Here is a 14,677-nt window from a genome sequence, read left to right as displayed (position 1 = left end):
TAAGTATGACCTCAAAACCAGTAGTATTTATCTTCGGTAAACTTCCGCCTCCCTTTATGGGTCCCGCAGTTGCAACGGAGATTTTACTGCTATCCCCTTTGAAGAAAGATTTTGAGCTGATACATATCGACACTAAAACGAACACAGACCTGCGTGAAATCGGGAAATGGAGTTTCAATAAAGTTTTGAAGAATACTAAAATTTATAAACAGATTCTTCAAAATGGTTTTGCATTAAAACCACAACTTGTTCTTATTCCTATTAGTCAAAGCACTGTCGGATTTTTCAAGGACTCCCTGTTTATATTGTTTAGTCGCATGATCTGTCGCAAAGTACTCTTACACCTACGGGGAAGTGAGTTCAGAATATGGATGGATCGCTCCGGTATTTTAACGCGGTTTTATGTGAAAAGCATTTTCAAATTATGTGCAGGGGTAATAGTACTCGGTAATAATCTACGTTACTTATTCAAAGGATATTTTCCTGAAAATGAAATATTCGTTGCAGCCAATGGCGGTGATTATAAAATTCCTGATAGACAAAGGGTAGAAAGCGGAAAAGTGAACATACTTTACCTCGGCAATCTTCAATCTTCAAAAGGCATAGAAGACCTTATTGACGCGATAAACCTGTTCCCAAAAGATATTTCCTCCCAGATCGAAGTTGATGTTATTGGCGGCTGGAGAAACGAAATGACGAAAAGTAAATGCCTGGAGATCTGTAAAGCCGGGCAACTTCCGGTTAATTTTCACTCTCCTGAAAAGAGCCCGCAAAAGTTGCAATTCATGGCGAATGCCGATATTTTTGTATTTCCACCTCGTGAACCGGAAGGACATCCCTGGGTTATTGTAGAAGCGATGGCTGCAGGCTTACCCATCATCAGTACCGACCTGGGAGCAATCGTGGAGTCAGTGGAAAGTGGAATTAACGGATACATCGTACCTTTGGCTGATCCGAAAGCATTGTCGGAAAAGCTGATAGAATTGTGTACATCACCCGATAAAAGGAAACGAATGGGCCTCGCCTCTCGTAAAAAGTATGAATCCGGCTTTACTTTGGCCCACATGACTACTCATCTGAAAAATATTTTTAATCAGGTGATATCAACATAACTATGGAACAACTCACTCAAAACCTTAAGGATGGCCACATGCAACTGCTTGAGGTGCCCTTTCCTGCTTTAGGTCGAGGGCAAGTTCTGGTAAGAAATCACTTCTCTTTGATCAGTGCCGGAACTGAAGGTAAAACGGTAAAAGATGCCCGGTTGGGTTATATTGGAAAAGCCAGAGCACGCAAAGAAGAAGTGAAGAAAGTCATACAAACCGCCAAAGTCATTGGTTTAAGAGAGACTTTTCGTTTAGTGATGAACAAACTGGATGCACCAAGCGCATTGGGATACAGTTGCACCGGTGAAGTCATTGCCATAGCCGATGATGTGCGTGAATTTTCTATCGGCGATCGTGTTGCCTGCGGTGGAAGTACTGCAGTGCATGCAGAGGTGGTTGCAGTTCCTGTGAACCTTTGTGTTAAAATTGGAGATGCTCTGCCGGGCAAAGAAGCCGCATTCACCACGGTAGGTGCTATTGCATTGCAAGGTGTCCGACAGGCTGATTTAAAGTTAGGAGAGACGTGTGCTGTCATCGGTTTAGGATTGGTGGGGCAAATTACACTTCAACTTTTGAGCGCCTCGGGTGTAAAGGTTTTCGGAATTGATATTGACAAAAAACAGGTTGCACTCGCCACTGAAAATGGAGCCGATTTTTCTTTTCACAGGGATGAGCCGCAACTCGAGTCTGTTCTACTTCAGCATACCGGGGGTTATGGTGTTGATGCTGTCATTATAACTGCATCTACATCTTCCACAGATCCTGTTGATCTGGCTGGAATTTTATGCAGAAGAAAAGCGAAGGTGATTATCGTTGGAGCAGTCCCGACAGGATTCTCTCGTAAAAATTACTATATCAAGGAACTTGAATTGAAAATGTCTTGTTCGTATGGCCCCGGCCGTTATGATACGGATTACGAGGAACGAGGTATTGACTATCCCTATGAATATGTCCGCTGGACAGAAAACAGGAATATGGAGGCCTTTGTTTCACTTCTTCAAAATAAAAAAATAAACCTTTCCAAACTTATCACGCATACCTTTCCATTTCGTGAAGCGGCAAAAGCGTACGATATGATTTTAAGCAAATCAACGGCTTTTTCAGGAATTGTATTGGAATACGATACGAATAAAAAGATCTCAGATCGAATCCTATTGAAAGACAAACCCTCTGCCACCAACACGATTACGGTGGGAATGATTGGTGCCGGCTCTTTCGGACAAAACTTTCTTCTTCCTGCCTTGCAAGGAAAAGCGACATTAACAGGTATCGCGACCGCCCGCGCCAACAATGCAAGAAATGTTGCGGATAAATTCGGATTTACTTATTGCACCGGTAATGCCAATGATATCATTCATGATCCCGCCATCAATACAATTTTTATTGCTACCCGTCATGATAGTCATGGAGCGTATGTGTTAGAGGCTTTAAAAGAAGGCAAGAATGTTTTCACAGAAAAGCCGCTCTGTATTCATACCAGTGAACTCGATGCCATTCGCGATCAATATCCGAAATCGTCGGCACATCTGATGGTCGGATTCAACAGGAGATTTGCACCGCTTGCAATAGAGATGAAAAAGCAATTGAATGCAAATCTTCCTTCTGCAATAAACTATCGGATCAATGCCGGAATCGTTCCGAAAGAACATTGGACACATGATCCGGCCTCAGGTGGTGGACGCATCATTGGTGAAGTTTGTCATTTTATTGATTTCTGTTCATTTATCACCGGCAGCCTGGTAGTTGAAGTAAGTGCACATGCCATGAATGATGCATCAGCGTTGCAGGATACCGTCAGCATCAGTTTGAAATTGGCGAATGGCAGTATTGCATCTATCTCTTATTTTTCAAATGGAAATAAAGATCTTAGTAAAGAATATATTGAGGTTTTCAATGGTGGTTTTGTCTGCGGTCTTGGATGACTTTAAGGAATTAACGAGTTTTGGACCTCGGGGCACCAAGGTACAAAAAGGGGCACTCTGGATAAAGGCCATAAACAGGAAATTGCTGAATTCATTGCCTGTATAAAAGAAGGAAAGCCGACGCCTGTTTCATTTGAAAATATTTACAACAGCACATTGAGCACTTTTAAAGTAATTGAATCCATAAAACTAAAAGGCATCAACCTGACTGTTGCTCCACTATGAAAGAGGAAGAGTTGATCGCACATGCTTTACATCGCCTGCTGAAATATGTAGAAAAAGAGCAGTTCAAGGGCTTCGATCCTTATGATGGACTCACCTCTCCCCTCTTCCAACTCCCTGTATTGAAAAGCAACCATCGGCTTCGATTTCTTGCCCAGCAGTTTATTAAAAGATCACCGGTAAACCTACGTCCTCTATTGGGCATTCATCCCCGCCTTAATCCTGTTTCTCTGGGTCTGGGGATACAGTCGTACTCCTATTTATTTGCAACTCACCCCCTACCTGAATACAAAGAAAAGGTCGAAGCAATGATTGATCAACTGGTCAAACTCATTCCGCCGAATTATAGCGGTGCCTGCTGGGGTTATGATTTCCCCTGGGAGGCACGCTATGCATCTATCCCGGCTTATCAACCTACCGTTGTTGCTACCGGCATCATAACAAATAGTCTTTACGTAGCCCATACTACTTTCAACAATAGTCTTGCCCGTGAATTGGTGGTAAAAGGATGTGAATTTGTCACCAATCACCTGAACCGATCTGTGGATGAAGATGGTACTTTCTGTTTTTCCTATTCACCTTTCGATAAGGAAAAAGTTTTTAATGCCAGCATGAAAGGATCACGACTGCTGGCACAGGGGTATCAACTTACAAAGAATCCGGAATGGAAGAATCTTGCTGAACAATCACTGGCATGGGTGATGAAACACCAGTCGGAGGAAGGTGCATGGATCTATTCACAGCGTAACACCGGATATCGAATCGACAATTATCATACTGCCTATGTCCTGGATTGTTTAGATGAGTATATTAAATGCACAGGGGACATGAAATTTTCCGTAGCTTTAAATAAGGGAGTTCAATTTTATGTGAACAATTTCATTACGTCAGAGGGACAACCCAAATTTTACAATAATGATTCCTGGCCGGTAGATTGTACCGCTGCCGGGCAAACGTTATTGAGTCTTACTCGATTTGGACATATTGACAGCGCAAAGAAATGTGCATTGTGGATGATCCACCATATGCAATCACCCTCCGGCAATTTTTATTTCCGAAAATTCAGAACACATACTGAAAAAACTGCATTCATGCGTTGGTCGGATAGTTGGATGCTCGCCGGGCTCTCCTCTTTATCAGAACACTTAAAAACAGGAGACCACACATTATGAAATACCTGTTTTACCTGGCACATCCGGCCCACTTTCATCTCTTTAAGAATACCATGCGTATGCTCAAGGAGAAAGGGCATACGGTGATCGTTACGATTAAGACGAAGGATGTACTCCGGAAATTATTGGAAGAAAGCGGACTCCCATACATCAATATCGCCGAGAAAGAACGTAAGGATTCGAGAACAGGAATTGCACTCTCCTTTCTTCAGCGAACATTTCAACATTGGAAGATCGTGCGTAAAGAAAAGCCCGATCTTTTCATTTCTACTTCCGCTGAATTTGCACCGTTCGCACGACTGCTAGAAGTAAAGAGCATTAGCGTCTTTGAAGATGATCTTGGAAATATTTCCTGTCTACAGCAAAATCTTTGTGCCCTTCCTTCATCATCAGCTTTGTCCGGTTTCCTGCTCGGCAGCGCAATGGAACAACCATCCCAAAACAGTAAAGTACAATGCCAACCAAGAGCTTGCTTATTTAAGGCCGGCCTATTTCACACCGGACAAAGAAAAAGTCAACGCGTTATTCGGAAAGCAAAAATTGAATATATTCATTCGTTTCGCTAAACTAACGGCATGGCATGACGAAAACAAAACAGGAATCACGAACCAATTGGCCAATGATCTTATTCAGATACTGGAGCCTTATGGACAAATACATCTCTCTTCCGAACGACCATTGCCTCCTGAGTTAGAAAAATACCGTGTGAATGTTAAAGCCTCCGACATACTGGATGTTTTGTATTATTCAGATCTTTACATTGGTGACAGTCAAACCATGACAGCGGAGGCTGCGGTGCTCGGCACACCTTCTATTCGCTTCAATGATTTCGTGGGCAAACTCGGTTATCTGGAAGAGCTCGAGCATAAGTATCAACTCACCTTTGGTATCCCGACCCATCAGTCCGAAAAACTCCTGGCGAAAACAAGGGAACTCATCTCTACACCCGATCTTAAAAAGTTATGGCAGCAACGAAGAGAACGTTTATTGCGCGAAACGATTGACCCGACACAATTCTTTGTCTGGTTTTTTGAAAATTACCCGTCAAGTGCAGAACAATTATTAAAAGATCCAACCCTTCAACAGAAATTCCGTGACAATGTCTCTTGATTTTACACTTCATAAATACAAACAATTGCTGACAACCTGTAAGGGCAACGGCTATACCTTCATCGCCTTCGAGGATGTCTATAAAAGCACACTTCCGGCAAAGTACATTATCCTCCGTCACGATGTGGATGACTTGCCAATACAAAGTCTTTTAAAAGCTGAAATAGAGCATGAACTCTCGATCAGAAGCACGTATTACTTCCGCATCGTCCCCGAAAGCAATCAACCGGAAATCATTAAAAAGATCGCTGATCTGGGGCATGAAATCGGTTATCATTACGAAGATTTATCATTGGCGAATGGAGATTTTAAAAAAGCCATTCAACTTTTTGAAAACAATTTAAAGTATTTCAGAACTTTTTATCCTGTAAAAACTATTTGCATGCATGGAAGTCCGGCTTCCGTATGGGACAATAAAATGCTTTGGAGAGATTACGACTATAAGAAATACAATATTCTTGGTGAGCCCTATTTCGATATTGACTTCTCCTCTACGCTCTATCTCACGGACACCGGCCGGCGCTGGGACGGCAACCGTGTAAGTGTACGGGACAAGGTAAAAAACCCATTCCAGCTTTCCTTTCGTTTCAACAAAACGGAAGAAATTATCAACGCTGTAAAGCAAAACCAGTTACCTCCCCGAATTATGATCACAACTCATCCGCAACGATGGCATGATTCGGCGGGCCCGTGGCTGAAGGAATTGATATTTCAGAATTTAAAGAATGTCATCAAAAAATATTTTTACGTTTCAAACCCAATGACGGATTAAAATGAGTGCTGCACCATATACTGTTGTTACAGATAGCGGGCAACTTGTTCAGGCAGGGTGGCGGGAATATGTACATGCACATCCGCAGGGAAATTTCTTTCAACTTCCGGAAGCTTTTCATCTTTTTGAAAATACACCCGGTTATACACCAATGGTATTTGGCTTAATTCAAAACTCTACCGGAAAAGTAGCCGGTATTTTAGTCAGTGTCATACAAAGAGAGAATACATTTTATGGGAGATTCACTGCCAGAAGCATTGTATGGGGAGGCCCCTTGGTGGAAGAAGCAACACAGGCCGGACTGTTATTGAAGAGTTATAATGATGCTACTGCAGGAAAAGCGATTTACTCGCAATTCAGAAATACATTTGATTGTACACCTCTTAAATCTGCTTTTGAAAATGCGGGCTTCAGTTATCTTGAACATCTCAACTTTCTTGTGAATACCACGAGTGAAAACTCCGACCAACTGCTGTCAGCGATGAGCAAGAGCAAGGCCCGGCAGATCAAGAAGGGGTTATCTTCAGCTCATATTGTGGAAGCCACTACCCCGGAAGAAGCCAATTCCTTTTATGCATTACTCAAAGACCTTTACCATGAAAAAGTCAACAAACCCTTACCTCCAAAAAGCTTTTTTGATTACTTTTATAATGAGATAGTCAGGAAAGGACTTGGAAAATATTTGTTGATTAAACATGAAGGTAAAATCATAGGAGGAATTCTTTGTCCGTTGATGCCCGGAAAAGCCATTTATGAGTGGTATATTGCAGGATTAGATAAAGAATTCAAAGAACAATATCCCAGTATTCTGGCCACCTGGGCGGCTATCGACTATGGATGTCGGAATGGAATGCAACATTTCGACTTCCTGGGAGCGGGTAAACCGGATGCAGATTATGGAGTGCGGGATTTTAAAAGTAAATTTGGAGGGATGCTGGTAAATTTCGGAAGGTTTGAAAAAGTCTATCAACCTCTCTTGATGAAAACCGGAACGATGGGCTTGAAGTTGTATAAATACATTCGAAGATAATCCTTGAAAGCAATAAAGAAATATGGAATTGTAAGGCAGGCATGGATAAAATGCATGCGGTTTTTTGTTGCTCAATTTCCGGCCAATGCTGTACGAATATGGGCATTGCGTCAATGTGGCTTTCATGTTGGGGAAGAAGTCTATATTGCAGGGGGCCTATCCCTTTCAATGATGAACTCAGAAAACTCCTGCGATCTTGTTATTGAGGACCGTGTTTCTATTGGTCCGCGGGTTACATTGATCCTCGCATCGGATCCCAATCATTCCCGGCTAATAAAGATTTTCCCTCCGATCAGAGGGAAGCATTACTATTGGAAAAGATGCCTGGCTGGGTGCGGGAGTAATTATTCTGCCCAATGTGGTGATTGGGGAATGCTCGGCCATTGCTGCAGGAGCTGTGGTGACAGGAAATATTGAAGCGAATACGCTAGCCGGAGGAGTACCTGCAAAACTGATAAAACATCTTCCGAAAATTGATTAATTTTTGATCCTGTCTTATTCATTATAATTACATTCAGAAGTTTTTTATTCCGGCCGGTCTTTCGTCAAAAACTATCAAATTTTAGTTGCATAGAGATCGCCGTCTTCAAAGGGATTTTCTTTTTTACCACAGAGGCACTGAGGGCACTAAGTTGCACTGAGAATTTTTTCTTTTCTTAGTGACCTAAGTGTGCTAAGTGACTTAGTGGTGAGAAATTTTAATAGACGAATTCTAATCTTTGAAGATAGATTCCCGTGGTAAAAAAGGATTTCCGATGACGGGAACAAAGGAGTCCGTCAGATTAAATTGCTGCACGCCGGTGGGCAGATGAAAAGGTGTTTTGCTCCAGGTCTCGAGGCTGTTTCTATGTTTTATGACGAGATAAAATGACTGTTGCCATAAGGAAGCCGGGAAAACGAATGTTCCCCAACCGGAAGAATCAATAGCAGTTTGAACAGATTGTACGACGCCATAGGGTGCAACGGTTTCATGCAGTTCGAGGGGAACGGTATCCGTAATTCCCGCGGAAGCATTGGCGACCGGAGTCATCGTTTGATTGCCCTCATAAAACCCTTCAATAAACAACCGAAGAGAAATACTAATGCTGCAGGGATTGGGTGGATCCACTAATACATAATTATTCGTAGTGACGCAACCGTTATTATCTGTAATTACTAACTGATAATTTCCGGCCGGAATACCATCTATTCCGGTACTGTCGCCGGTCAATAATAAATTCCCTGAAATGGTATTACCTGCGCTACTTCCTGAAGTTCGAAGTGTAGATTGTGCTCCGGGAGATTGCACAGCAGCCGGGCTGGCATTCCATTGATAGGTATACGGAGCCACTCCTCCATTTACCTGCACCGATAACGCCCCATCCTGGGCTAAACTACAGGAAACAGCTTCCACCGTTGCAACAGCACTCACTGCCGGTGGTTCAATTACCGTAAATGATTGAGATATACTGCATCCCAACCCATCAGAGACTGTTACTGTAAAATTACCCGCCGAAATAGTATTCAAATCCTGAGTGGTTCCTCCGTTCGACCAGGCATACGTAATAGGAGCAGTTCCACTTCCTATGGATAAATCTATAGCCCCACTGTTCGATCCATTGCAATTCACAGGAGTTACAACAGCTCCCGCATAGGTCACGGCATTCACAGGCCTCAAGGAGACATCTAAACTTGTAAGTACGCCGGATTGCAAACTTACACCGTTAAATACTTTAGTGGTATAACCCGTCTTGCTGAAGGTTACCGTATACGATCCACTATTCGCCGTACCGGTTTTATATGTCCCGGTTAACTTTGATAATTCCGCATGATGTGTTCCACCGGTGATCACTACAGATACATTCGACAATACCATATTCGAGCAGGAGTCTCTGACAATACCTTCCAGATAGCAAGCCCTTTGATAGGTTGGTGTGAGCACAAAAAGTCCGTTATCAATATCTGGAAACGATGATATTTCCTGATGGCAGGTAAGGATAGACTCCCCAGGCCCCATTGAATCCATTGCCGGCGCCTTGTGTATAGGTATCATATCGTCCAACCGTAATCATATTTTCGGGACGGGATACGTCGACAATCGTGATGCCATCTTTATAGTAGGAGTTGATCGCATAACTGTTACGTATATACGTATTGTGAATAATTGATCCGCTTCCCGGCATCCCCTGCAAACGATCCAAGAGTTGAACATTTCCGGTATTGGAAACATCATAGGAAGCCAGATATGAATTGCTCACCTCATCCGTCGTATATAAAACACTTGAACCATTGTCGGCCATCCATGCATTATGGGTAAAATTATTGGGGGTATTTTGCGTAGCGATTAGTACGGGATTCGATTTGTTGGAAATATTTATTGCAGAAAAGAATCCACCATAAATATGGGCACCCCATAGGGTATCATTTTTCACATAACAATCGTGCACATAACGAAAGTTACCGGCGAAACTCATGGCAGTATTGCTCACGTACACCGGATTCCATGGATCAGCCAGGGAAACGATTAAAGCAGCACCACCGAAGAGTTGTGATCCATTGAGATAGACATAACCATCCCGAACATGCAAGGAGTGAATTCTTCCCACCTGCCCTGCAACTGCTCCGGTACCTGTCCAGAATTTTGAATTTATGGAAGCAGGCAAATTTGAAAGATCAACAATCTGCAAGCCATTGCAACAACCTTCTGTCGTCACATACGCATATTTACCCCAGGTTTGCACTTCTCTCCAAAAGGAATTGGTACCCGGCACCTGAAATTTAAGAACCGGGGCAACAGGATTGGTCACATCAACAATCGATAAACCTGTCTGAGTTCCTACCAATGCATATTCATTACCGAGTGAATCTACATATCCCCAGATATTGGAAAGATCAACGGTAGAACCATAGGGCAACTGAGATCTGAACTGAATATTCATAGGAGACTGCGCCCACCCATTAAAGAAGGAACATAGCAATAAGCTGACAATTAGTAAACCGGCTCTTACCTTATCCATAATCACTTCCATATATTTTACTAAGTTATAAAAAACAAACGAAGCCGACAATGAAAAGTCCTGAAAAAATTGTGCAACCAGCGCTCCGGATTATGCTTTTACGAGGAAAAACTCCTTTAGTTTCTCCACACAATAATCTATTTCCTCCACGGTATTGTAACGGCTGAAAGAAAAACGAACAGCAGGTCGGGCACCATCATAAGAAAGTGCACGCAATACATGGGAACCTATTTCACTACCCGATGAACACGCACTTCCTGCAGAACAGGCAATTCCGGCTATGTCCAGATTGAACAACAACATCTCTGCATTTTCATTGGGAGGAAAAGAGACATTCAAGACTGTATACAGGCTATTTTCAGGGGAGGTATCTCCATTAAACAAAACTCCGGGAATTTCCTCCGAGAGCTTCTCCATCATATACTTCTTCAATGCGGTAACACTCTTTAAATCATTCTCCATATGCGCGTACGAGAGTTCAAGTGCCTTCGCCAGTCCAACGATACCGTAGACATTTTCAGTGCCACCCCGCATATTTCGTTCCTGTGCTCCACCGGTAATAAAGGGTTTGATTTTCACATTGCGATTGATGTAGAGAAAACCAACACCTTTCGGACCATGGAATTTATGAGCAGCACCGGTAATAAAATCAACAGGTAATTTAGAAAGATCGTGAGGGAAGTGTCCCATCGTTTGAACGGTATCCGAATGAAACAAGGCATGGTATTTATGACAAATCTCCCCAACTTTCTCTATCGAAATCAATGTGCCAATCTCATTATTGGCATGCATCAGCGAAACAAAGGAACGATCATTCTCTGAAAGCAATTTCTCCAAATGCACTAAATCAATATGACCTTGCTTGTCGATCCCGACTAAACTCAATTTAATTTCTCCACGTCCGGCTAAGTCCTCCAATGTATGTAATACGGCATGGTGCTCGAGCGGAGAGGTGATAGCGTGTTTAATCCCGAGATCATGAATACAACATCGAATGGCCATGTTATCCGCTTCGGTACCACCGGAAGTAAAAAATATCTCGGAAGGAGATGTATTCAGTAGCGTGGCCACTTTTTTTCTCGCCGCTTCGATAGCAGCCCTTACTTCACGACCGACAGCATGAATGGAAGAGGGATTGCCATACTGATTTTGCAACATGGGAATCATTGCTGCTACTACTTCCGGATCCATGGGTGTGGTCGCGGCATTATCAAGATATACTTTCATTATTTGGAGGAAGGGTTTCAGGCTTTAGTTAACATGGAAGAGAGAATATCCTTGATATCCGCAATGATCTTCCCTGCCAGGTTATTTGCTGTTGTCAGCGATTGACTTTCACTATAAATTCTGATGATGGGTTCGGTATTGGAACGACGCAAATGCACCCATTCCTTATCGAATTCAATTTTTACCCCATCGATGGTGTTGACGGGATGCTTGCTGTATTTTTCCCGGATACGCTCAAGGATTTCCGTCACATCTGTCTCGGGGGTTAATTCAATTTTATTTTTTGAAATAAAATAATCAGGATAAGAAGAGCGAAGCATCGAACAGCTTTTTCCAGATTTAGCAAGATGAGAGAGGAATAATGCAATTCCTGCGAGGGCATCACGGCCATAATGCAGGTCCGGCAAAATCACACCGCCATTCCCTTCACCGCCGATCACGGCATTCGTCTTTTTCATCATCTCCACTACATTCACTTCACCCACTGCAGCAGCCGCGTAAGTTCCGCCATTTTTCTCTGTGATATCGCGCAATGCTCTTGTAGAAGAAAGATTCGACACGGTATTTCCTTTCTTTTGCTGCAGGACATAATCTGCCACAGCCACCAATGTATATTCTTCCCCGAACATTTCCCCATCTTCACAAACGATAGCAAGGCGATCAACATCCGGATCTACCACGAGACCGAGATGGGCTTTTTTCTTCACCACTTCCTTGGAAATCTCTGTCAGGTTTTCGGGCAAGGGTTCAGGGTTATGCGGGAAGTTTCCATCTGGCATGCAATACAATTCAACGATCTCTTCTACACCCAATGCCCGTAACAAAGCAGGAACGGCAATACCTCCGGTTGAATTCACACAATCGATGGCTACTTTAAATTTCTTCGCCGCGATGGCCTTTCTATCTACCATCGGCAAGGCCAGGATGGCTTCAATATGACGAGCAATAGATTGCTGATCGGTGGTAACTTTTCCAAGGTGATTCACTTCTGCATAACGAAACGACTCCTGTTCCGCGATTTGAAGCAATGCTTCACCATCAGCAGCGGAGATAAATTCACCCTTCTCATTTAACAACTTCAATGCATTCCATTGTTTAGGGTTATGGCTAGCCGTTAGTATGATTCCACCCTGAGCAGAATGAAAAGGTACGGCCATCTCTACTGTTGGAGTCGTTGATAAACCGGTATCGATCACATCTATACCCAGTCCGCAGAGGGTAGAGGAAACCAAACCGGAAACCATCGCTCCCGAAATACGTGCGTCTCGACCAATGACTACTTTACAGGCAGCATTATTATTCCTTTCCAGCAACCAAAGGCCATAAGCGGAAGTAAACTTTACAATATCAAAAGGAGTCAATCCGTCGCCGGGCTTCCCTCCGATGGTACCTCTGATACCGGAAATTGATTTAATTAATGTCATAATATAACGGGACTGCTGATCATTCAACAGTATGCAAATATACGTTCATTACCTGAAATATAACAGCGAAATCAACAGGGGAAATGAACATCCAACGATACAACTCAACCCACTGATCCAACGGAAAATGTTGCTGCAAATCACCTGTTTTCACCGGCAAAATCAAAGGACCCTTTCTTATAACTTATCCTAAAATCTATGCGCCGGTCAACATGAATAAAATTTTACTGTAGCCCGGTTCAACTACGCTTTTATAGTATGACCCATTTTATCTCTCTTGGTCTCCAGATAACGTTGATTGTGCGGATTGGGAGTAATTTCGATGGGAATACGATCCACAATTTCCAAACCATAGCCAATCAATCCGGCACGTTTCGTTGGATTATTTGTAAGGAGTTTCATCTTGGTGATGCCGAGATCTCTCAATATCTGCGCGCCTACTCCATAATCCCGTTCATCCATCTTAAAGCCCAGTTTCAAATTCGCTTCTACGGTATCAAAACCCTGTTCCTGTAAATTATAGGCTCTCAATTTATTCAACAAGCCGATACCTCTTCCCTCTTGATTCATATATAAAATAACTCCTTTCCCTTCCTTCTCTATCATCTCCATCGCTTTATGCAACTGAGGTCCGCAGTCGCAGCGGCAAGAGCCAAAAATATCGCCGGTAATACAGGAAGAATGCACTCTGACCAAGATAGGTTCATCCTTCGTCCACTCCCCTTTCCGCAAAGCAAGATGTTCCTGACCGGTTTCAATATGCCGATAGGCGATCAAATCAAAATCACCAAAAGTGGTGGGCATATGCACACTCACCATTCTTTCAATCAGCGACTCTTTCTCTAATCTGTATTTGATCAAATCTTCAATAGAGACTATTTTCATTCCATACTTCTCGGCAAGAATCAACAGTTCCGGAAGTCTGGCCATAGAACCATCTTCATTCATAATTTCCACGATGGTAGCAGAAGGTTGGAGACCGGCAATGCTTGCAATATCTACAGCAGCTTCCGTATGTCCCGCGCGGCGCAACACACCACCTGACTTCGCTCTCAATGGAAAAATATGCCCGGGGCGGGCTAAATCATCCGGTTTTGTATCCCCATTAATAAGAGCCTGAATGGTTTTAGATCGATCGGATGCCGAAATGCCGGTTGTGCAGCCATGACCTAAAAGATCCACTGACACTGTAAAAGCCGTTTCATGCGAAGCGGTATTCTTATTCACCATCATTGGCAATTGCAATTCCTCACAACGTTCTTCGGTAAGACCCACGCAGATCAATCCGCGACCGTAGGTGGCCATAAAATTCACCACCTCCGGAGTCACAAATTGCGAGGCGATTAAAAAATCACCCTCATTCTCCCTGTCGGCATCATCCACCACGATAATAATCTTGCCCTCTTTAATTGCTGTTATCGCTTCCTCAATACTATTCAAACGAATTTCCATCTTCTATGATTTCGAGTTGCAAAGGTACGGATTCCAACCGCTCGCTCTCCATTTCTTTCCTTCATGAGTAGAAATGAGCGCCTGCCAATAACGATCTCAAACCTCTGAATCAAACAGATAGAAGAAATGTAATATTCCCTGTAAGATTTTTGAAGAAATCGCGAACCTTAACTACCTCTCCCCGTTTAAATTTCATAACAGCACAGAAGGTTATTGTGTTTCGTTCTTAAAAAGAATTAATGGT

12 protein-coding genes and 1 pseudogene are annotated in these 14,677 nt (G+C 43.0%); 8 read left to right on the top strand and 5 right to left on the bottom strand.

Annotated features, from left to right (window positions below; translation table 11 throughout):
- The first annotated feature begins 5 nt into the window (after positions 1 to 5).
- From IPJ86_11480 to IPJ86_11445, 8 genes and pseudogenes are all read left to right on the top strand, one after another.
- Positions 6 to 1,112 carry a glycosyltransferase family 4 protein gene (locus tag IPJ86_11480; GenBank protein MBK7887881.1) on the top strand — a complete coding sequence of 369 codons (1,107 nt, stop codon included), beginning with the start codon at positions 6 to 8 and terminating at the stop codon, positions 1,110 to 1,112.
- Between the two features lie 2 nt (positions 1,113 to 1,114).
- A pseudogene (locus tag IPJ86_11475) lies at positions 1,115 to 3,253 on the top strand (bi-domain-containing oxidoreductase).
- On the top strand, positions 3,250 to 4,422 hold the full coding sequence (locus IPJ86_11470) for a hypothetical protein (protein MBK7887880.1): 1,173 nt from the start codon (positions 3,250 to 3,252) through the stop codon (positions 4,420 to 4,422). The pseudogene IPJ86_11475 and the gene IPJ86_11470 overlap by 4 nt, the downstream one beginning before the upstream one ends.
- Positions 4,419 to 4,988, top strand: a complete 570-nt coding sequence (locus tag IPJ86_11465; protein ID MBK7887879.1) for a hypothetical protein — start codon at positions 4,419 to 4,421, stop codon at positions 4,986 to 4,988. Before IPJ86_11470 ends, IPJ86_11465 begins: the two co-directional genes overlap by 4 nt.
- Positions 4,963 to 5,532 carry a hypothetical protein gene (locus IPJ86_11460; protein ID MBK7887878.1) on the top strand — a complete coding sequence of 190 codons (570 nt, stop codon included), beginning with the start codon at positions 4,963 to 4,965 and terminating at the stop codon, positions 5,530 to 5,532. The genes IPJ86_11465 and IPJ86_11460 overlap by 26 nt, the downstream gene beginning before the upstream one ends.
- Positions 5,522 to 6,304, top strand: coding sequence for a hypothetical protein (locus tag IPJ86_11455; GenBank protein ID MBK7887877.1), 783 nt, complete (start codon positions 5,522 to 5,524; stop codon positions 6,302 to 6,304). The genes IPJ86_11460 and IPJ86_11455 overlap by 11 nt, the downstream gene beginning before the upstream one ends.
- Position 6,305: 1 nt before the next feature.
- Positions 6,306 to 7,334 (top strand): peptidoglycan bridge formation glycyltransferase FemA/FemB family protein, encoded by a 1,029-nt coding sequence (locus tag IPJ86_11450; protein ID MBK7887876.1) that lies wholly within the window; start codon positions 6,306 to 6,308, stop codon positions 7,332 to 7,334.
- 304 nt (positions 7,335 to 7,638) lie between these two features.
- Positions 7,639 to 7,815, top strand: coding sequence for a hypothetical protein (locus tag IPJ86_11445; GenBank protein MBK7887875.1), 177 nt, complete (start codon positions 7,639 to 7,641; stop codon positions 7,813 to 7,815).
- A gap of 231 nt (positions 7,816 to 8,046) precedes the next feature.
- Here the strand turns inward: IPJ86_11445 and IPJ86_11440 are convergent, their stop codons facing one another.
- The 5 genes from IPJ86_11440 to IPJ86_11420 all read right to left on the bottom strand — a co-directional run bounded on the left by IPJ86_11440 (position 8,047) and on the right by IPJ86_11420 (position 14,433).
- A complete protein-coding gene (locus tag IPJ86_11440) occupies positions 8,047 to 9,255 on the bottom strand; it encodes a carboxypeptidase regulatory-like domain-containing protein (protein MBK7887874.1) in 1,209 nt (402 codons plus the stop codon).
- 13 nt (positions 9,256 to 9,268) lie between these two features.
- Positions 9,269 to 10,330: a choice-of-anchor B family protein gene (locus IPJ86_11435; GenBank protein MBK7887873.1), complete on the bottom strand. Its 1,062-nt coding sequence runs from the start codon at positions 10,328 to 10,330 to the stop codon at positions 9,269 to 9,271.
- Between the two features lie 90 nt (positions 10,331 to 10,420).
- Entirely contained in the window at positions 10,421 to 11,557 is a 1,137-nt protein-coding gene (locus IPJ86_11430) for a cysteine desulfurase (GenBank protein ID MBK7887872.1), read from the bottom strand.
- A 17-nt stretch (positions 11,558 to 11,574) separates the two neighbouring features.
- On the bottom strand, positions 11,575 to 12,981 hold the full coding sequence (glmM, locus tag IPJ86_11425; protein ID MBK7887871.1) for a phosphoglucosamine mutase: 1,407 nt from the start codon (positions 12,979 to 12,981) through the stop codon (positions 11,575 to 11,577).
- A gap of 243 nt (positions 12,982 to 13,224) precedes the next feature.
- Positions 13,225 to 14,433 carry a bifunctional 3,4-dihydroxy-2-butanone-4-phosphate synthase/GTP cyclohydrolase II gene (locus tag IPJ86_11420; GenBank protein MBK7887870.1) on the bottom strand — a complete coding sequence of 403 codons (1,209 nt, stop codon included), beginning with the start codon at positions 14,431 to 14,433 and terminating at the stop codon, positions 13,225 to 13,227.
- Between the last annotated feature and the right edge of the window lie 244 nt (positions 14,434 to 14,677).

The organism is Bacteroidota bacterium (genome assembly GCA_016713925.1).
GTDB lineage: Bacteria > Bacteroidota > Bacteroidia > AKYH767-A > OLB10 > JAJTFW01.
Note: the sequence above shows the minus strand (reverse complement) of the source record. Positions and strands in the feature narration are given on the sequence as shown.

Coding starts and splice junctions, on each gene's coding strand:
- IPJ86_11480 (MBK7887881.1), top strand. CDS start 6: ATGACCTCAAAACCAGTAGTATTTATCTTCGGTAAACTTCCGCCTCCC.
- IPJ86_11470 (MBK7887880.1), top strand. CDS start 3,250: ATGAAAGAGGAAGAGTTGATCGCACATGCTTTACATCGCCTGCTGAAA.
- IPJ86_11465 (MBK7887879.1), top strand. CDS start 4,419: ATGAAATACCTGTTTTACCTGGCACATCCGGCCCACTTTCATCTCTTT.
- IPJ86_11455 (MBK7887877.1), top strand. CDS start 5,522: ATGTCTCTTGATTTTACACTTCATAAATACAAACAATTGCTGACAACC.
- IPJ86_11450 (MBK7887876.1), top strand. CDS start 6,306: ATGAGTGCTGCACCATATACTGTTGTTACAGATAGCGGGCAACTTGTT.
- IPJ86_11435 (MBK7887873.1), bottom strand. CDS start 10,330: ATGGATAAGGTAAGAGCCGGTTTACTAATTGTCAGCTTATTGCTATGT.
- IPJ86_11430 (MBK7887872.1), bottom strand. CDS start 11,557: ATGAAAGTATATCTTGATAATGCCGCGACCACACCCATGGATCCGGAA.
- glmM (MBK7887871.1), bottom strand. CDS start 12,981: ATGACATTAATTAAATCAATTTCCGGTATCAGAGGTACCATCGGAGGG.
- IPJ86_11420 (MBK7887870.1), bottom strand. CDS start 14,433: ATGGAAATTCGTTTGAATAGTATTGAGGAAGCGATAACAGCAATTAAA.